The sequence below is a fragment of the Flavobacterium sp. 20NA77.7 genome (assembly GCF_031326205.1).
GTDB classification, from domain to species: Bacteria; Bacteroidota; Bacteroidia; order Flavobacteriales; family Flavobacteriaceae; genus Flavobacterium; species Flavobacterium nakdongensis.
Window position 1 is genome coordinate 323,555 of the sequence record NZ_CP133721.1, and the last position, 18,690, is coordinate 342,244.

General features: G+C 32.1%; 17 protein-coding genes and 2 tRNA genes. 16 read left to right on the forward strand and 3 right to left on the reverse strand.

What is annotated here, in order from left to right; genetic code table 11:
• Positions 1 to 60 precede the first annotated feature (60 nt).
• The 5 genes from trxA (at position 61) to RF683_RS01440 (ending at position 5,261) form a co-directional block, all read left to right on the forward strand.
• Positions 61 to 378: a thioredoxin gene (gene trxA, locus RF683_RS01420; protein WP_309532452.1), complete on the forward strand. Its 318-nt coding sequence runs from the start codon at positions 61 to 63 to the stop codon at positions 376 to 378.
• Positions 379 to 500: 122 nt separating this feature from the next.
• On the forward strand, positions 501 to 1,439 hold the full coding sequence (locus tag RF683_RS01425) for a DUF58 domain-containing protein (protein WP_309532453.1): 939 nt from the start codon (positions 501 to 503) through the stop codon (positions 1,437 to 1,439).
• 85 nt (positions 1,440 to 1,524) lie between these two features.
• Positions 1,525 to 1,598: transfer RNA gene (locus RF683_RS01430), tRNA-Asp, on the forward strand.
• A 305-nt stretch (positions 1,599 to 1,903) separates the two neighbouring features.
• Positions 1,904 to 4,609, forward strand: a complete 2,706-nt coding sequence (locus tag RF683_RS01435; protein WP_309532454.1) for a DUF7619 domain-containing protein — start codon at positions 1,904 to 1,906, stop codon at positions 4,607 to 4,609.
• Between the two features lie 178 nt (positions 4,610 to 4,787).
• The gene (locus RF683_RS01440; protein WP_309532455.1) at positions 4,788 to 5,261 is read left to right on the forward strand and encodes a hypothetical protein; all 474 of its coding nucleotides are present in this window, start codon (positions 4,788 to 4,790) and stop codon (positions 5,259 to 5,261) included.
• A gap of 2 nt (positions 5,262 to 5,263) precedes the next feature.
• On the opposite strand, the gene RF683_RS01445 is transcribed toward RF683_RS01440, so the two are convergent.
• Positions 5,264 to 6,190, reverse strand: a complete 927-nt coding sequence (locus RF683_RS01445) for a hypothetical protein (RefSeq protein WP_408733686.1) — start codon at positions 6,188 to 6,190, stop codon at positions 5,264 to 5,266.
• Positions 6,191 to 6,243: 53 nt separating this feature from the next.
• Between RF683_RS01445 and ruvC the strand changes: the two genes are divergently transcribed.
• The 5 genes from ruvC to RF683_RS01470 all read left to right on the forward strand — a co-directional run bounded on the left by ruvC (position 6,244) and on the right by RF683_RS01470 (position 10,079).
• Entirely contained in the window at positions 6,244 to 6,822 is a 579-nt protein-coding gene (gene ruvC / locus RF683_RS01450) for a crossover junction endodeoxyribonuclease RuvC (RefSeq protein ID WP_309533182.1), read from the forward strand.
• Between the two features lie 4 nt (positions 6,823 to 6,826).
• Complete coding sequence (hemW, locus tag RF683_RS01455) at positions 6,827 to 8,041, forward strand: radical SAM family heme chaperone HemW (protein ID WP_309532457.1); 1,215 nt, start codon at positions 6,827 to 6,829, stop codon at positions 8,039 to 8,041.
• A gap of 106 nt (positions 8,042 to 8,147) precedes the next feature.
• Positions 8,148 to 8,906: a cyclase family protein gene (locus RF683_RS01460; RefSeq protein WP_309532458.1), complete on the forward strand. Its 759-nt coding sequence runs from the start codon at positions 8,148 to 8,150 to the stop codon at positions 8,904 to 8,906.
• 8 nt (positions 8,907 to 8,914) lie between these two features.
• On the forward strand, positions 8,915 to 9,274 hold the full coding sequence (locus tag RF683_RS01465) for an MmcQ/YjbR family DNA-binding protein (protein WP_309532459.1): 360 nt from the start codon (positions 8,915 to 8,917) through the stop codon (positions 9,272 to 9,274).
• A gap of 130 nt (positions 9,275 to 9,404) precedes the next feature.
• Positions 9,405 to 10,079, forward strand: a complete 675-nt coding sequence (locus tag RF683_RS01470; protein ID WP_309532460.1) for a PH domain-containing protein — start codon at positions 9,405 to 9,407, stop codon at positions 10,077 to 10,079.
• A 36-nt stretch (positions 10,080 to 10,115) separates the two neighbouring features.
• Here the strand turns inward: RF683_RS01470 and RF683_RS01475 are convergent.
• A tRNA-Phe gene (locus RF683_RS01475) sits at positions 10,116 to 10,188 on the reverse strand.
• Positions 10,189 to 10,289: 101 nt separating this feature from the next.
• Between RF683_RS01475 and RF683_RS01480 the strand changes: the two genes are divergently transcribed.
• The 6 genes from RF683_RS01480 (at position 10,290) to pth (ending at position 15,871) form a co-directional block, all read left to right on the forward strand.
• Positions 10,290 to 11,021, forward strand: coding sequence for a type III pantothenate kinase (locus tag RF683_RS01480; RefSeq protein WP_309532461.1), 732 nt, complete (start codon positions 10,290 to 10,292; stop codon positions 11,019 to 11,021).
• Entirely contained in the window at positions 11,018 to 12,274 is a 1,257-nt protein-coding gene (locus RF683_RS01485; RefSeq protein WP_309532462.1) for a hypothetical protein, read from the forward strand. Before RF683_RS01480 ends, RF683_RS01485 begins: the two co-directional genes overlap by 4 nt.
• Positions 12,275 to 12,284: 10 nt before the next feature.
• Complete coding sequence (gene lptC, locus RF683_RS01490) at positions 12,285 to 12,830, forward strand: LPS export ABC transporter periplasmic protein LptC (RefSeq protein WP_309532463.1); 546 nt, start codon at positions 12,285 to 12,287, stop codon at positions 12,828 to 12,830.
• Between the two features lie 16 nt (positions 12,831 to 12,846).
• A complete protein-coding gene (locus tag RF683_RS01495; RefSeq protein ID WP_309532464.1) occupies positions 12,847 to 13,038 on the forward strand; it encodes a hypothetical protein in 192 nt (63 codons plus the stop codon).
• Between the two features lie 77 nt (positions 13,039 to 13,115).
• Positions 13,116 to 15,227 carry a peptidylprolyl isomerase gene (locus tag RF683_RS01500; RefSeq protein WP_309532465.1) on the forward strand — a complete coding sequence of 704 codons (2,112 nt, stop codon included), beginning with the start codon at positions 13,116 to 13,118 and terminating at the stop codon, positions 15,225 to 15,227.
• A gap of 77 nt (positions 15,228 to 15,304) precedes the next feature.
• The gene (pth, locus tag RF683_RS01505) at positions 15,305 to 15,871 is read left to right on the forward strand and encodes an aminoacyl-tRNA hydrolase (RefSeq protein ID WP_309532466.1); all 567 of its coding nucleotides are present in this window, start codon (positions 15,305 to 15,307) and stop codon (positions 15,869 to 15,871) included.
• Between the two features lie 50 nt (positions 15,872 to 15,921).
• Here pth and RF683_RS01510 read toward each other — a convergent pair whose 3' ends face one another.
• Complete coding sequence (locus tag RF683_RS01510; protein WP_309532467.1) at positions 15,922 to 18,636, reverse strand: zinc-dependent metalloprotease; 2,715 nt, start codon at positions 18,634 to 18,636, stop codon at positions 15,922 to 15,924.
• Between the last annotated feature and the right edge of the window lie 54 nt (positions 18,637 to 18,690).

Here is an 18,690-nt window from a genome sequence, read left to right on the forward strand (position 1 = left end):
ATTAGTTATCTTTGCATTAATAATATTTAAAAAACATTAAACTTTTAAACAAAAATATATATGGCATTAGCAATTACAGATGCTACTTTTGAAGAAGTGGTATTACAATCAGACAAACCAGTAGTAGTAGATTTTTGGGCAGCTTGGTGCGGACCATGTAGAATGGTAGGTCCGGTTATCGATGAAATCGCAACAGAATATGAAGGCAAAGCAATAGTAGGTAAAGTAGATGTTGATGCAAATCAAGAATTTGCAGCTAAATATGGTGTAAGAAATATTCCGACCGTTTTGGTGTTCCAAAAAGGAGAAGTTGTAGGAAGACAAGTAGGAGTGGCTCCTAAGAAAACATATACAGACGCTATCGATGCTTTGTTGTAATAGCTAAAAAAGAAAAAAATGAAAGGTTCAACGAGAGTTGAGCCTTTTTTTTATTTATCATCTTTTTCCATTTGCCCTTCACCATTTGCATAAAATAAAAAATCTTTGTTACCTTTGAAATTATGAATTTAGATACCCAAATTGAAAAAATAGCAAGTTTTAAGCATTTAGCACTTTTAGCTAATCAAATAGTTGAAGGTTTTCTTTCGGGTATGCACAAGTCTCCTTTTCACGGTTTTTCGGCCGAATTTGCAGAGCATAAAACATACAACCAAGGAGAAAGCACAAGACATATTGATTGGAAATTATTTGCTAAAACAGACCGATTGTATACCAAACGCTATGAAGAAGAAACAAATTTGCGTTGTCATTTAATTATAGATAATTCATCATCAATGCATTATCCGCAATTACAAGCGCAACAAAATTTTTATGAAAATAAAATAGGTTTTTCTGTTTTAGCTTCGGCGGTTTTGATGAATTTATTAAAAAAACAACGAGATGCTGTGGGCTTAAGTGTTTATTCTGATACATATGAATATTATGCGCCCGAAAAAGGAAGTGAGCGCCACCATAGCATGTTGCTTAATCAATTTGAAGAATTATTAACAACTTCTAAAAAGTCAAAGCAAACCGATTCTATTTCTTTTTTACATCAAATTGCAGAAAATATTCACCGTCGTTCTATGATTGTTCTTTTTACAGATATGTTTCAAAAAAATACGTCTAAAGAAGATCAAGATAAATTATTTAAAGCACTACAGCATTTAAAACACAATAAGCATAAGGTTGTTTTGTTTCATGTGTATGATGAAAAAACCGAATTTCTTTTCGATTTTGACTCTACACCTAGAAAATTTATTGATACAGAAACGGGAGAAGAAATTAATTTGTTTGCAGAAAATGCGAAGGAAGCTTATGAAAAAGCCATGCATGAATATTTTTATACTATTCAACAAAATTGCACGGCTTATCAAATAAAATATGTTCCTGTTTCTGTAGGAGAAAATTTCGAAAAAATAATTACTACATATTTAGTTGAAAAACAGAAGTTTGGCTAATTCAATATTGCTTTTTAGTGTTTTTTACAGAAAAATGTTTGTAGATATAAAAAAGTGTTCTATATTTGCACTCGCATTAAAGCAAGGTTTGGTAGTTCAGTTGGTTAGAATACATGCCTGTCACGCATGGGGTCGCGGGTTCGAGTCCCGTCCAGACCGCTAAAATTTGGGAAGCATTCTGAGAAATCAGAATGCTTTTTTGCCCAAAAAAAGCATCAAAAATAGTTGTGTTGTTTAGCCTAGAAATAGGCGCGGTTTAGTAGTTAGACCAATGAAAAGCTCTCCAGACTTGGTAGGGCTTTTTTGATTTTTATGTTTGTTTATATCACTTTAGCACAGAAAAGGTGTATTTCATAGGTTTTTTTTTCATTTAATCTTGTTTTTTAACAAAGATGTTTTTTTTATAGATAATTTACTTATATTTAGCCACTTAATATTTCAATTAGAAAATTAAACTCCCTAAAATGAAGAAAAAAATACTTTTATTATTAGTGCTTTTAAATGCGGTTATAACTTCTTTATATGCGCAATGCACAACCCCTAGCAATGTTTTTGTTTCAGGAATAACAAATAATTCTGCAACAATTTCATGGGTGCAAAACACTACATCTGCTGATTATAACATTCAATTATTTATGAATGGTGTAACAGCTGGTACTTTTGCAACTCAAACAAGTCCTTATGTTCTAACTGGACTTCCATGTGGAGTTACTTGTTCGATTCAAATTGTAGCTGTTTGTGCGACAAACGTAATAAGCAATCCAAGCACGTCAGTTACTTTTACAACTTTGCCTTGCCCGCCACAATTTGGTCAGCCTCAAAACATGACAAATTGTGTGGTGAATGGTTTTGGTTGTTTTGATTTAGCTACTAATACGCCTGTAATTTTAGCAAATCAGCCATCAAATCAATATACAGTAACTTATCATTCTTCTCAAGCCGATGCAGTTTCAGGTGTTAATCCACTAGTGAGTCCACATTGTGTAAATCAAGGTACATATACAGTTTATTCAAGAGTAACAGAGATTTCATCTGGGAATATGATGCAAGTTAGTGGTTTTACAATAAATGCTGTTGATTATCAAGTTATGCCAGCATTAAATCCTATGGTGCAATGTGATGATAATAACGACCAACAAGTAATTTTTGATTTAACGACTTCACAAGCAGTAATTAATACAAATAATGTCTTAGTGTATTATCCAACTTTAACTGCTGCACAAAACCAAGTAAATCCCTTAACACCAGCTACTAATTTTGTAGTTCCTGTTTCAGCATCAAATAGTACTATTTTTATTAGAGAAATTATTGCTAATGAATGTGATAAAATATATCCAAGAACAGTTTTCGCGCAATCTAATTGTAATTTGGCTTCATCTTGTGCAAATGCTAATTTATTGTGTAATTCATTAGGGATTCCTTTTTCTAATACGATAAGTGCAGCAAGTACTGGTTCAGCAGGATGTTTAGGTTCAACACCGAACCCAACATGGTTTTATTTGCCAATCAGTACTTCTGGAAATATTAATTTAGTAGTAACACAAGGAAATAATGCGCCAAGTTATAATAATTTGGATATTGATTACGTGGTATACGGGCCATTTACAAGTGGCACTACAAGCTGTAATTTAGTGAGCACAGCTAACATTGTTAGTTGTAGTTATTCTGCTTCTCCTACAGAATATCCATATATTCAAAATGCACAAGCGGGACAATATTATTTAATGATGGTAACTAATTTTTCTAATCAAAATGGTTTTATCACTATTAATAATTTGTCTACTACAACAGGCGTTATTAACTGTACTGGTTTTTCATTTAATGCCTTCTTAGATGCAAATAATAATGGAACTAAAGATTCTGGCGAGATTAATTTCCCATTAGGTAAATTCACTTATGAAAAGAATGATAATGGAGTAGTTCATAATGTAATTGCACCAACAGGAATGTTTAGCATTTATGATAATGTACCAACTAATTCATATGATGTGTCTTATGTAGTAAACCCATCCTATGCAGCGATGTATAACGTAAATCCTTCACAATTTTTAAATCTAACACCAACAGGAGCTGGAATGACCACTTATTATTTTCCTGTTACTTCGGTTCAAAATTATAATGATATAGGTGTAGCTGTTGTGCCATTTAATGCACCAAGACCCGGATTTAATTACATCAATAGAATAGTGTATACAAATCTAGGAAATCAAACAATTGCCTCTGGAACAGTTACATTTACAAAACCAGTAGCAGTATCTATTGTTTCTACAAATCCTGCAACAACTAGTACACCTACAGGATTCACGTATAACTTCACAAATTTATTACCTTTTGAAGTCCGAATAATTGATGTAATAATGGCTGTGCCAACAATTCCAACAGTTAATGCTGGAGATTATTTAGTGAGTCAAGCTTCAATTGTTCCTACAACGGGTGATGTCGTGCTTGAAAATAATAGTAATACTTTAACGCAATTAGTAGTGAATGCTTACGATCCAAATGATAAAATGGAATCTAGAGGGCCACAAATTTTATATTCAAGTTTTACATCAAATGATTATTTGTATTATACAATTCGTTTTGAAAATACAGGTAACGCCAGTGCAATTAATATTCGTGTAAACGACATGTTAAATAGTAAATTAGATGAAACTACCTTAACAATGATAAATTCTAGCCACGCTTACGAATTAGATAGAGTGGGTAGAGAATTGAATTGGAAATTTAATAATATTCAATTGCCCGTTTCAGTAGCTAATACTACTATTGGTAAAGGATATGTAACTTTCAAAATTAAACCTAAACCAGGATATGCAGTAGGGGATATTATTCCAAATGCAGCGTCTATATATTTTGATTACAACCCTGCAATTATAACTAATACGTTTACCACAGAGTTTGTAGCTGCTTTATCGGCTGCATCATTTGAGAATGAAGAGTTTGCTATTTATCCAAATCCAACAAATGGTATTTTTACTATTCAATCACAATCAAATGATTCAATTTCTGAAGTAAAATTATATGATTTGTTAGGCAATCAAATACTAGTTAAAAAGCCAACACTTTCTTCTGTAGAATTAGATTTAACATCTTATGCTGATGGCGTTTATATTGTAGAAGTCACTTCTTCAGATGCTATCAAAACCATTAAGAAAGTTATTAAAAATTAATTTAAGCCCCGAAAGGGGCTTTTTTATTTTAATAAATTATAAATCAAATGAAATGAAAATATAAATTTGTATTTTTGTTAAAATTTTTATCATTGAATCAGCTTAACAATATGTTCAAAATCCAATGATTAAAAAGGGGATACCATGTGTTACCTCTAAAAAATAAAAATTTCAACATATGAATAAAAAATTTTTAGCTTTTTTTATTTTCTTTATGTTTCAATCGTGTCAGCTTTTTGATAAAAAAGTGCCTGATGAAAAACAACTTTTGAATCAAGAATTAAAAAAAATTGATTGGAAAAATGTAGATGAATGGCCCACTTTTGTTCAATGTGACTCGTTAGCAGACAAAGAATCACAAAAAATGTGTTTTTATAATTTGCTTTCTTCTCAATTACAAGAAAAATTACAAGATGATAGCATTGCAAAATTACTTCCTAATATAGACTCTATTCAGGTAAAAGTTACTATTTTTTCAGATGCAAAAGTTTCATTTGAACCTATTTTAAATGATTCACTTGTTGTTAATAGACATCAATTAGATAGTGTTTTTCAATTGCGCTTAGCATCTTTTCCAGCAATTCAGCCTGCATTAAAAAGAGGGATGCCTGTTAAAACAGAATTACAATTACCTATTGTATTACATAAATAAACTTACTCTATATTTGTTTTTTTAAATGTTAAGACAAAATAACTTCCAATACAAACTGGAATTACCACATTAAAAAACCACATAAATGTTGAGATAAATAATACTACAACCTCACTTACATGTATTTTATCAAAAAACCATAACGCAACACTGCCTTTTACTACAAAATCTAAAAATTGAAACGAAGGCAAAGATGAAGCAATAAAATAAACCGCACTTATCGTTGCTAGTAAGGTAAAATAATCTGCAGTTACTCCAAAAAGTATAAATAATAAATAATATTGATGCATGAGTAAAGCATATCTTCCTATAGCTAGAAGAATATTTTTAGTATGCATTTTTTTTGGCAATTCATTAATTTTTTGAATTAAAACAGAAACCGAATAGTTTTTAATAGTAACATTTTTAATAAAGAATAGAAAAACAATACTCAAAACTATAATAAATAAAAGCACCATTGCCCACTTATAAAATCCCAAATAAATTAAACTTAGTAGCCCAAAAATAATGGCTAAGAGCATTTGAATACCGTTGCAAATTAAATTTAAAAAGATAATTTTTTTGGTATTTTGTTTCTTATAATACATTGCCTTTCCTGCATATTCTCCTATTCCGTTAGGCGTAAATAATCCCGCTGTAAGAGCAGCAAGCACTTGTTTGCAAGACTCGCCAATAGTAATAGCACTAACGAAAGAGGCTAAATTTTGCCATTTTAAAATTTCTAAAAAACGGTTCCCAAAACTAAAAAGAAAGAGAATTATTAACCAAAAAACAGACAATCGAGAGCGCAAAATAGAATGAAATTGTGACCAATTCATTTGATCATTTTCGCTCAGTTTACTATAAATAAAATAAAAGGCTAAACAAACTATGGTTAGTTTGATAAAAAATGTGAGATATTGTTTAGCTTTGTGTGGAATCAAAATCATGTTGCAAAGAAACAAAACTTTTAATGGGAAACCTCAAACTGGAAACTATAAAATTGGCAAACGAGCGTATCATATTAGGTATTGATCCTGGAACCACCATAATGGGTTTTGGTTTGATTAAGGTGGTCAATAAAAAAATGGAATTTTTACAATTGAATGAATTGATTTTATCTAAATACGATAATCATTATCAAAAGTTAAGAGTCATTTTTGAACGAACAATTGAATTAATTGACACCCATCATCCAGATGAAATTGCTATTGAAGCGCCTTTCTTTGGCAAAAATGTACAATCGATGTTAAAATTAGGACGTGCGCAAGGTGTAGCTATGGCGGCTGGACTTTCACGAGATATTCCGATTACCGAATACGAACCTAAAAAAATAAAAATGGCAATTACAGGTAATGGAAATGCGAGTAAAGAACAGGTGGCTAAAATGTTACAACAATTGCTAGGCTTGAAAGAATTGCCAAAAAACCTTGACTCAACTGATGGTTTAGCGGCGGCTGTTTGTCATTTTTTCAATTCGGGAAGAGTGGAAATAGGAAAAAGTTATACGGGTTGGGATGCTTTTGTGAAACAAAATGAAAAAAGAATAAGCCCCCCAACCCCCAAAGGGGGAGCAAAATAACTAAATGGTTAATTCTGAACAAAACAATATCGTTTTTTACAACTCCTCCCCTTTGGGGAGGCTGGGTGGTGCTGGCATATACATCCACATACCATTCTGCAAACAAGCGTGTCATTACTGCGATTTTCATTTTTCGACTTCACTAAAGAAGAAAGAGGAAATGGTTTTGGCATTGGCCAAAGAAATTGAACTGCGAAGCAAATCCATCACTCATCACCCATCACCCATCACCGAATCAATAGAAACCATTTATTTTGGTGGAGGAACGCCAAGTATTTTAGAAATTTCGGATTTGAAATTTTTGATTGATGAGGTATATAGAAACTATAAAGTTGTTGAGAATCCAGAAATCACTGTTGAAGCCAACCCAGATGATTTAAGTAATGAAATAATTCGTCAATTAGCTGATTCACCTGTGAATCGTTTGTCTATTGGAATTCAATCGTTTTTTGAAGACGATTTACAGTTGATGAATCGCGCGCATAATGCAGAAGAAGCAAAGAAATGTCTTGAAATCGCCACGCAACATTTCGATAATATTTCCATTGATTTGATTTACGGAATTCCTAATATGTCCAATGAAAAATGGTTAGAAAACATTCAAACTGCCTTGTCTTTTGGGATACCGCATATTTCGAGTTATGCTTTAACCGTAGAACCCAAAACAGCTTTGCATACGTTTATTCAAAAAGGAATCATTCCACAACCAGATGATGAAGTGGCTGCAGCGCATTTTCAAATTTTGGTAGATAAACTTTCAGAAAACGGATTCATACATTATGAGTTATCTAATTTTGGAAAAGAACATTATTTTTCCAAAAACAATTCGAGTTATTGGTTGGGCAAAAAATACATTGGCATTGGACCTTCTGCACATAGTTATGATGGACAAAATAGAGGTTGGAATGTTTCAAATAATGCATTATACATCAAATCGATTCAAGAAAATAAATTACCAATTGAAACCGAAACATTAACCAAAACAGATCGTTATAATGAATACATTATGACGGGTTTGCGCACGATTTGGGGCGTTTCATTGGAGAGAGTTGAGCGAGAATTTGGCGAACGTTATTTACTTTATTTGTTAGATCAATCTAAAAAATATATACAATCTGAGCATTTAGTGCTAACAGGGGACAAATTAACAACCACAAAAAAAGGAAAGTTTTTGAGTGATGGAATTGCAAGTGACTTGTTTTTACTAAATTTGGAGTAACTTAACCGCAAAGAACGCAAAGAATGAACAATGAAAATACTTAGCTTTGTAAACTTAGTGAAAAATTTTTCGTCCTGAAGCTTCGGGATTTGCGTTTAAAAAAATTATGAAAGCAACAATTAATAACATACAAATCGATTTATCAAAACCTATTGATATTTCCATACCATTGACTAATAATGAGCAAAATCCAATTGCTTGGTATCAAAACGTGCCTGAAATTGAACCGGTAACCATGGGTGATTGGATAGGGAAAGTTTCGGAAGGAAAATCATCAACCAATTTCAATAACATTTTCTTCAACCCGCATGCACATGGAACGCATACGGAGTGTTTAGGGCATATTACCCGTGAATTTTATTCCATAAATCAATGTTTGAAACAGTTTTTCTTTACTGCAGAACTGATTTCGGTGGAACCAAAAAGCATTGGCGAAGATTTAGTCATTACTAAAGAACAAATTGAAAATGCTTTGGGTACAACTATACCACAAGCTATCATTATTAGGACATTGCCTAATCTGGAAACTAAAAAGCATCTGAATTATTCGAATACAAATTCACCTTATTTAGAAGAAGCGGCTGCCATTTTTATCAGGGAAAAAGGAATTCAGCATTTGCTCATTGATTTACCAAGTGTTGATAAAGAACGTGATGAAGGAAAATTATTGGCACATAAAGCTTTTTGGAATGTGAGAGACATCAATAAAGTTAATGATGATGCCCGATTTAATTGCACGATTACCGAAATGATTTATGTAGACGAAAAAATAAAAGACGGAAGCTATATCTTAAACTTGCAATTCGCCTCGTTTGAAAATGATGCGAGTCCGAGTAAGCCGGTTTTGTATAAAATTGAAAAGTAATTACCAAAATGAACATTCAACAATTATATGAGTTCTGTTTGAGCAAAAAAGGCGTCACCGAACATTTTCCGTTTGATGAAGATACATTAGTATTTAAATTAGGTGGAAAAATGTTTTGTTTGACCTCATTATCCGATTGGGAAAAAGGAACACCAAGTTTAAATTTAAAATGTGATCCAGAACGTGCTTTGGAACTTCGAGCCGAATATGAAGCTATAGAGCCAGGCTATCACATGAGTAAAATACATTGGAATACTATTCATTTCCAAAGCGATGTTTCCGATAAAATGATGTGCGAATTGATTAATCATTCCTACGACCTTGTTTTCAAAAGTTTAACGAAAAAAGTGCAACAAGAAATTTTATAACGTCACTTCGAGTAATTTTGATTTTTTTTCAAAATTGTATCGAGAAGAAGAAAATTAGGCATTACTTTTGTGATTGTTTCCTGCAAGGTTTTCAAAACCTTTTGGTATAAATAAAAATTTGAAATAAATTATGATAGACAACTTAAAAAAAATATTAAACGAAGATCAAGATCCAAAAGCGATTGAAAAAATTACTTCAAAATTGGAGAATCTTTTGATGTCAAACGAGGAAGTAGGGTATATTGCGGTTCAAAAAAAACCAGCTGTAACCATTCTTCCAGATAGCATAGTAGTGACTAATAAACGTATTATCTTGTGTAAGCCTAAAAATTTAGGATTATCTATGGAGTTTATTGATTATGATTGGGATGATATTGCAGGTTCTTTTGTAAAAGAAGGAATATTAGGTGCCGATTTTACCTTTACCACTAATTCAGATTTAACGCATACAGTTGATTATTTACCAAAAAATCAAGCCCGAAAATTGTATACTTATGCGAAAGAGCAGCTAGATATTTTAAAAAATGGACCTAAGTTAGCTGAAATAAAAACAGCAGACGAAAATAATGTAGAAGAAGTAGTTGCGGAAGAAGTTACACATTTAGCAGAAATTCTACCCGCAACAAGTTTGGTTCAAGATACAGAGGTTGAAGTGCCAATTACACAAGGTGAAAGACCTTTAACAGAATTATCAAAAGAGGAATTGTTTGAAAAATTACAGAATTACAAAAAGCTTTTGGATAATGGGTTAATCTTGCAAGGTGAATACGACCGATTAAAAAATGAAATTATAACTTATTTATAATAAAAAAAACCACTCATATGAGTGGTTTTTTTGTCGTGGTACCTCCAGGAATCGAACCAGGGACACATGGATTTTCAGTCCATTGCTCTACCAACTGAGCTAAGGTACCCATTGCATTTAGCGAGTGCAAATATAGAATCATTTTTATTATTTCCAAAATAAAAAAATAAAAAAATCTATTTTGTACCTTTGCGCCTTTAATTCTTTAGTATGCTATTAACCGTTGATGTTGGAAATACCTTTGTTAAAGTAGCTGTCTTTGAAGAAGTTGAGTTGGTTGATAAATTTGTTTTTGAGCTAGAAAAGGCAAAATATAATTTTAAAACTATTTTCACTACTTATCCTCAGGCATCAAAATTAATCTATGCTTCGGTAGCTACTGTTGAACCAGCATTGCTTACATGGCTTCAAGAACGAGTAGAAGTCTACTCTTTGTCTCATCAGAGTTCTTTTCCTTTTGTAAATACCTATCAAACACCTGAAACTTTAGGTATAGATAGGATGGTGCTTGCTGCAGGTGCAGTATTGAAATTTCCACAAAAAACATGTTTGATAATAGACGCAGGTACATGTATTACATACGATTTGGTCACCTCAAATGGGGTTTATGAAGGAGGAGCTATTTCTCCAGGTATTGCATTAAGATATGGGTCTTTACATGATTATACGGCAAAGTTACCCCTATTACAAGCTACATATTTTCAAAATGAAGTAGGAAAAACAACAAATGAGTCTATACATGTGGGTGTAGTTCATGGTGTTTTAAATGAAATTGAAGGGTTTATTTGTAAATATTCTGTTAATTATCAGGATTTAACAGTAATTTTAACAGGAGGAGATGCTAATTTTTTGGCTAATCGATTAAAAAGCACCATATTTGCCGATGAAAATTTTTTATTAAAAAGTTTACATAGTTTACACATATATAGTTTAGAGAAATGATTAAAAAAATTGTATTAGGAGTTTTAGTTCTTTTGAGTAGCCAACTTTTTTCGCAAGAAAACACAGCTTCCCCTTATTCGTTTTATGGTTTAGGTGACGCACGATTCAAAGGAATGAATGATGTAGTGTCAATGGGTGGCTTAAGTGTTTATTCAGATAGTATTCATTTGAATGTTTTAAACCCAGCATCGTATGCTAATCAAATGCTTACAAGTATTCAAATTGGAGGTACATCGTCATTTTATAAATTAAAATCAAGTGTAGATTATGAACAAGCAAAAAAAACAACACTTGATTATCTTGTAATTGGTCTTCCTTATAGTAAAAAATTAGGTTTTTCTTTAGGATTATTGCCTTACTCTGCAGTAGGTTATAGATTAGTTAAGAATCAATATACAGGAGATGTTTTAACGCAATCAAACGTTTATAATGGAACAGGTGGTGTTAATAAAGTTTATTTTGGAGCAGGATACCAATTAACTTCAAAATTAAGTTTTGGTGCCGATTTCCAATATTTATTTGGATCAATTGATACTAAATCAATTCTATTGTTAAACGGAATACAATATAGTACGAGAGAGTTAAATAATTCTGTTGTATCGGGTGTTGCCTTTAATACAGGATTAATTTATAAAACAAAAGTGTATGCTAAATATACGTTAACTACAAGCTTGACTTTTTCGCCTGAAACAAAATTAAATTCTGTAAATACAAGAAATACCGCTACAGTAACATTTAATAGTGCAGGGGCAGAATTAATTGCTAATTCACAAGAGGTTGTTGTGCCAGATTCAAAAATGAATATTCCGTCTAAGTTAGCTTTAGGTGCGGGCTTAGGAAATAGAAAGTGGTTTATTGGTGCTGATTATACTCGAAGAGGAACAAGTACTCAAACCAATCGTTTTGACAATTATAACAATGTGAGATATGAAAATTCTTCAAAAATCGCTATTGGGGGCTATTTTATTCCAAAATTTGATTCGTTCCAAAGTTATTTCCAACGCGTAACTTACAAAGCGGGTTTTAGATATGAAAACACAGGTTTGTTAATTAATAATACATCTATAAAAGATAAAGCAGTAAGTTTTGGCTTTGCTTTCCCAATTACTGGAACTTTTTCTAGTATTAATATAGGTTCTGAGATTGGTAGTAGAGGTACTTCAAGCAACGGATTGATTAAAGAAAATTATTTTACAATCAACATTGGACTAATGTTTAGTGATAAGTGGTTTAAAAAGAATTTATATAACTAAGTATATATCTATGAAAGTGCAATTTGTACGTTTTTTTAGTCTTTTCTTGCTAGTTGCTTTGTGTAGTTGTGAAAGTAATTTAAAAGACGTACAAAATATTTATAAAACAACTTTTGTAGCTACTGGTGAAGCCGATTCTATAAACTTGAAATATACAGATTCAGGCCAAGTAAAATCTACGTTACAAAGCTTGAAAATGTTAGATTATTCTACTGCAAAAAACCCATTTGTTGAATTTCCAAAAGGCATTTTAGTTACGCTTTATGATGCTAATCATCGTACAACAACCGTAAAGGCAGATAAAGCAATTTCCTATAAAAAAACGCAAGTAATTGATTTAATAGGTAATGTGAAAATTGTTACCCATGACGGAAAAATTTTAGAAACAAATCAATTGTATTTTGATCAAAAAAATGAATGGTTTTTTACTGAAGAACCTTTTAAATTTAACGATGGTCAGGGCGGTTTCTTGGAAGGTGTAGGGATTGATTTTAGCAAAGATTTCAAAGTATTCAATATGCAAAATAATGTGGGACAAGTAAATAATCTTGATTAATAAAAAAATAAAAAATATGAAATGGTTAACGTATTCACAGTATCTATATTTGCTAGCAGGATGTGCTTTTTTTGTTAGTGTTATATATAAATTCATCACAAATCAAGATTTTGGTTTGCAAGCTATAATTGCTGCAGCTTTTATTATCATGTTCTTTGTGAGAAGAAAATTTGTAAAAAGATTAGAAAAACATCAAAAAAATCAATAAAAAATACACGTTTCTATTTTATTATTTAATAGATAGTTGTATTTTCGCCCTCTGAATAAAAAATAATCAATATAAAAATGGCAATTTTATCTAAAATTAGACAGCGTTCTATTTTGCTAATCCTAATTATTGCGTTAGCATTGTTTTCATTTGTACTTGCAGATGTAATTAAAAGTGGTGGATTTAGCGGAAATTCTAATCAGGTAGGTTCTATTAATGGAACAGACTTGGATTATCAAGAATTTATGCAAAAAGTAAGTAATGTTGAAAAACAACAACAAGGAATCAGCACTACACAAGCTATTAATTCGGTTTGGGAACAAGAAGTTAGAAAAGTAGTATTGAATGAACAATATGATAAAATAGGTCTTGTTTTAGGAAAAGATCAAATTATGGGTGTAATTAAAAATCATCCACAATATTCTCAAACACCTCAGTTTTTAAATGCGGCTGGTAAATTTGACGAAAAAAAGTTTGAAGAATATATCAAATCATTACAAAATTCTCAAGATCCTACAATTTGGTCTCAATGGTTAACTTTTGAGAAGGATATTCAAGAATATGCCAAAGAACAAATGTATACTACTTTAATCAAATCTAGTGTATACACTACTAAAGTTGAAGGTAAAGTAAAATATGAAAGAGAAAACAATAAAGTAGATTTTGATTATGTTTCTGTCGCTTATTCAACGGTAAGTGATGATCAAGTAAAAGTTTCTGACGAAGAAATTATTGCTTACATGAATAAAAATCCAAAAAAATACAAATCAGATCCAACAAGAGCTCTTGAATTTGTAGTTGTAGACAATAAACCTTCAAAAGAAGATGAAGCGGCTATGAAATCTAAAATTGATGGATTAGTAAAAGGAGGAATTGTTTATAATGCTAAAACAGGTAAGAACGATACTATTCCAGGTTTTGCTTCAGCTAAAAATATTGCAGAATTTGTAAATTCAAACTCAGATTTAAAATTTGACTCAACGTTTGTAGCTAAAAAAGATTTGTCGCCAGAATTTGCTGAACAATTATTTTCTTTAGTTCCAGGTCAAGTTTTTGGGCCATATATTGAAGGAGGATACTATAAGTTGTCTCGTTTAGTAGGTAGAAAACCAAATTCAAGCGCAAAAGTAAGTCATATTTTAGTTGCTTATAAAGGCGCTATGCAAGCAGCTCCAACAATTAAGTTAACTAAAGAGCAAGCAAAAGCAAAAGCAGAGGTTTTATTAGCTCAAGCGATTGCTGCACCTGCAAACTTTGCTATGTTAGCGATGACAAACTCAGATGACCAAGGTTCTAAACAAAATGGTGGAGTTTATGATAATGTAGTGCCAGGTCAAATGGTTAAACCTTTTGATGCCTATTTGTTTAGTAGCCCAATTGGAAAAGTAGGGTTGGTTGAAACAGATTTTGGTTTCCACGTAATGCGAGTTGATGCAAGAAATGATGCCATTTCACTAGGAACTGTGGCATTAAAAATTCAACCTTCAGAAAAAACAGAAAATGCAAATTACGACAAAGCAAATAAATTTGAATCAGATGCTAATGCACAAGGTATGGAGAAAGCAGCAAAAGCTTCTGGTCTTACAGTAGCTCCAGTTACTAGTGTAAAAGCATATGATGAAAATATCAACGGATTAGGTATTCAAAGAGGTATTGTTACTTGGGCGTTTAATAACGAAACAGAAGAAGGTACTATTAAAAGATTTGATATTCCTCAAGTTGGATTTGCTATTGTTCGTTTAAAATCGAAAAATGATACTGGCTTATTGCCTTTAGATGTTGCAAAACAATCTGTTGAACCCTTAATTAAAAATGAGAAAAAAGCTGAAATTATCAGAAAGAAAATGACTGGCACTACATTAGAAGCGGTATCAAAATCTTCTGGTTCTTCTATATTGCCAGCGGTTGCTTTGTCATTAGCAAATCCTGTGGTTCCAAATTTAGGTTTTGAACCTAAAGTAATAGGAACTGCTCTTGGATTAGCGTCTAATAAAACATCAAAATTAATTGATGGAAATATGGGTGTATATATGGTAAGAACAAAAACCATAGTAAAAGCACCAGTTGTGAAAGATTACAAATCTCAAATTGATCAATTAAATCAGCAAACTAAAGGCGGAGCTTCTTATAGAGTTATTCAAGCCTTAAGAGATAAAGCAGAAATTAAAGATAATAGAGGAAGATTATAAAATCTTTTTATAGATAATTAAAAGGACTGAGTTTTTATTCAGTCCTTTTTTTATTTTTGTAACATAATAAAGTTGTAATGAAAAAGTTTTTGATAGTAGGCCTAGGTAATATTGGCGCTGAATATGTTAATACAAGACATAATATTGGCTTTAAGATATTGGATTATTTTGTAAAGAAAGAAAATCTTTCGTTTGAAACGGTAAAGCTAGGAGAACGTGCTGAATATAAAATAAAAGGCCGTACAATCGTTTTTATTAAGCCAAATACTTATATGAATTTAAGTGGCAAAGCGGTGCAATATTGGTTAGATAAAGAACATATTGATAAAGAACAATTATTAGTTATAACGGATGATTTGAATTTGCCTTTTGGAAGTATAAGAATTAAATCAAAAGGCTCTGATGGAGGGCATAACGGATTAAAAAACATACAATTAGTGTTAAACACAACTGAATATCCTCGATTTAGATTTGGAATCAGTGATGCTTTTAAAAAAGGACAACAAATAGATTATGTTTTAGGAGAATGGGATGAAGAAGAAAAAGAAAAATTAAAAGAGCGTTTAGAGGTAGCTTCAGAGATTATAAAGTCCTTTGCTTTAGCAGGAATGAATAATACCATGAATCAATTTAATGGAAAATAAAAAAGTCCCAATTTAGTTGGGACTTTTTTTATATTTTGAAAGTTTATTATTTACTCAATGATAATTTTCTTAACTTCTTTTCTTTCGCCATCTTTAACTGTTACAAGATAAATACCTGTTTCAACATTAGATAATTGAATAGTTTGATTAAATAATGAACTATTATTGAAAGACTTCATGTAAACTTCTCTTCCTCTAATATCATGTACCATAATTTCAATAGTATTTGAAGATTGTGAAGTAAAGTTTACCGTAAAGTTACCATTGTTTGGATTTGGATAAATTGAGAAATTCTCAAGTCCAAAACTTTCGTTACTAAGCGGTGTCAATGTTTGAGAACATATTTCAATAGACCAATCCCCAACTGATCCTGTATCTCCATTATAGTAATCTGCGGCTAATAATGTCCATGTTCCGTTAGAAGGTTTTCCATTTAAAGTGCTTAAAGCAGTTGCTGGACCAAATGTTCCAGTAGTGGCTGTACATCCAGTAGTTGGAACTACCGCATTTCCGTCAGAATATACGTATACTAAGTCTGTTGGAGTATTATCACAATTTCTATTCCATAATATTACTTGAGTTGCATCTGGATGATTCATAGCGATTACTAAGTCTTCAATATAGCTATGGTTAACAATTCCAAGTGTTACATTGACGTCAGAAATAGTAACGTTTGTTGGAACACTAATTGTTTTGCTAGCAACAGCTCCGGGAGTATTAGCTCCTGTTCCGTCGGGTACTGCAATTATAGTATTATTAGAATAAGTGTTGCAATTGTCTGTTACAACATATCCAATAGCAAAATCTTTTGAATTTACATTAAAGAAAGCGTTTCCATTTGCTTTTACCATAAATCTGCAAAAAGCTGCAGGTGTAGCTGGTAAAGTAACTGCTTCAGATCCATCATTTGGAGTATTCGCTAATAATGTTGTCCATGTTGAACCTCCATTAGTAGAAAGTAGAATATCAACATTAGCACCGCCCGTTAATGCATTCGTGTTATTTACTAACCAAGTAACCGTTTGAGATGAACTAACAGGATATGAAATACCGGTAGTGCTTTGAGATGTAACCGTTAAAGGACCTTTTGTATTATCTACCGTTACACTTGTATTGGCAAAATTCGTTTGACCGCCATTTGCTACATTATCTCTTACAGTAAGTCTAAAGTTTAATGTTCTTGCATTAGAATTAAGTGCTTCTACTAAACAATCTGTTCCTGCTGTTGTAGTAGAACCATTTAAAACAGAAGCCATTCTAGGAAAGTATCTTGTAGGTGATGTTGTTGGGGGATATGATCTAAAGTTTGGGCCAGCTGTTTTTGTCGCTGAAGCTGGGCTTCCAGTTGTTAATTGAGCTGTTGCAGAAGCATCATCATATTGTTCCCAGCAGTATGTTAATGATCCTCCTCCTGCATCAGTTGCAGAACCCGTTAACATAAATGGTGTGCTTTTAGGAATTGTAAAAGAAGCGCCTGCATTTACTACGGGTGCACTATGTGTTAAAGCAACAGATGTTGGACAAGTTTTAGAAGCCATATTACTTTGTACTTGTGCAATACTCCCTGCATGAAAATAGTCGTCTGAGTGAGGTTGAACATCATAACTAGTAATACCAGCATATCCCATGATAGTTGATCCAGATCCTACCTCATAATTTACAGAGTTATTTTCTATACTATGAGTAAACGTATGATTAGCACCAAATTGGTGTCCCATTTCATGTGCTACATAATCAATATCAAAATTGTCCCCTGCCGGAATAGCATCAGCAGGAGAAGTAATTCCACTTCCTTTAGAGCCATTTACACAAACACAGCCAATGCAGCCGGCGTTACCACCACCACCAGATGCTCCAAATAAATGACCAATATCATAAGTAGCTTCTGTAATAGTTGCTGTTAAATTTGCTTGTAGTTCAGCGTTCCAATTTGCCATATTTGCTGCGTCTGAATAAGGGTCTGTAGCAGCATTATAATAAATAACACTACTTGAATTTGATGTAATATTCATGTGAATGGCAAAATCTTTTTCAAAAACACCATTTACACGAGCCATAGTTGCATTATAAGCAGCTAATACAAGTGATGATTGAGAAGCGCTTGTTGCTCCAAAATAAGCGGCATATTCTGCAGTACAAGATAAAGCAAGTCTAAACGTTAGTAGTGTAGTAGTACTATTTCTGTTAACTTCATTTAAGTTTCTTCCTAATTCTTGAGTGATTGATTGCTCTGCAGTTGAACATGTAAAAGGTAATTTTCCTTTTGTTCTTTGAGAATTATATACAGCATAAATTTTTCCATCTTCTGAAAAAGGCTCCATAAATTCATTTTTTTTGTCTGCTCTGAAAACCATTGTTTGCATTCCTTTTGGGTCAATGCTTAAACGAACTTGGGCATAAGTATCTTCAATTCCTATACCAACATACGAACGAATTTCAGGAAATTGAGCTTGCAATTGAGCGTCAAAATTTGAAGCCTCAAACATTTTGAAATGTTCAAGTTTACCTTCAGCATTTGGTAATGCTATTATTACTCCATTAGCATTTGGAGCGAACCTGTCTTGTGCATTTGACAATGCTTGCTTAATTGAAGATAGGTCAAGTTTAAACAAAAGATAGTTTTCAGGAAAAGTACTTCTTGTGGCAGTTTTTGTAATTGCCATATTCTTTTCGCCAACTACTGATGTCCATGCTTTCTCGGTTTGTGCAATACCACTAAATGCAGTAAACACAGAGAAAATAGAAAAAAGTAAAGTCTTTCTCATTATTTGGTTGGTTTAAATTTAATTAACAAATATAATTTTTTTTTTTAAATAAAA

Bases quoted from the DNA above. Each gene is read 5' to 3' on its own strand.
- trxA (WP_309532452.1), top strand. From the start codon at position 61: ATGGCATTAGCAATTACAGATGCTACTTTTGAAGAAGTGGTATTACAA.
- RF683_RS01425 (WP_309532453.1), top strand. From the start codon at position 501: ATGAATTTAGATACCCAAATTGAAAAAATAGCAAGTTTTAAGCATTTA.
- RF683_RS01435 (WP_309532454.1), top strand. From the start codon at position 1,904: ATGAAGAAAAAAATACTTTTATTATTAGTGCTTTTAAATGCGGTTATA.
- RF683_RS01440 (WP_309532455.1), top strand. From the start codon at position 4,788: ATGAATAAAAAATTTTTAGCTTTTTTTATTTTCTTTATGTTTCAATCG.
- RF683_RS01445 (WP_408733686.1), bottom strand. From the start codon at position 6,190: ATGATTTTGATTCCACACAAAGCTAAACAATATCTCACATTTTTTATC.
- hemW (WP_309532457.1), top strand. From the start codon at position 6,827: ATGGTTAATTCTGAACAAAACAATATCGTTTTTTACAACTCCTCCCCT.
- RF683_RS01460 (WP_309532458.1), top strand. From the start codon at position 8,148: ATGAAAGCAACAATTAATAACATACAAATCGATTTATCAAAACCTATT.
- RF683_RS01465 (WP_309532459.1), top strand. From the start codon at position 8,915: ATGAACATTCAACAATTATATGAGTTCTGTTTGAGCAAAAAAGGCGTC.
- RF683_RS01470 (WP_309532460.1), top strand. From the start codon at position 9,405: ATGATAGACAACTTAAAAAAAATATTAAACGAAGATCAAGATCCAAAA.
- RF683_RS01480 (WP_309532461.1), top strand. From the start codon at position 10,290: ATGCTATTAACCGTTGATGTTGGAAATACCTTTGTTAAAGTAGCTGTC.
- RF683_RS01485 (WP_309532462.1), top strand. From the start codon at position 11,018: ATGATTAAAAAAATTGTATTAGGAGTTTTAGTTCTTTTGAGTAGCCAA.
- lptC (WP_309532463.1), top strand. From the start codon at position 12,285: ATGAAAGTGCAATTTGTACGTTTTTTTAGTCTTTTCTTGCTAGTTGCT.
- RF683_RS01495 (WP_309532464.1), top strand. From the start codon at position 12,847: ATGAAATGGTTAACGTATTCACAGTATCTATATTTGCTAGCAGGATGT.
- RF683_RS01500 (WP_309532465.1), top strand. From the start codon at position 13,116: ATGGCAATTTTATCTAAAATTAGACAGCGTTCTATTTTGCTAATCCTA.
- pth (WP_309532466.1), top strand. From the start codon at position 15,305: ATGAAAAAGTTTTTGATAGTAGGCCTAGGTAATATTGGCGCTGAATAT.
- RF683_RS01510 (WP_309532467.1), bottom strand. From the start codon at position 18,636: ATGAGAAAGACTTTACTTTTTTCTATTTTCTCTGTGTTTACTGCATTT.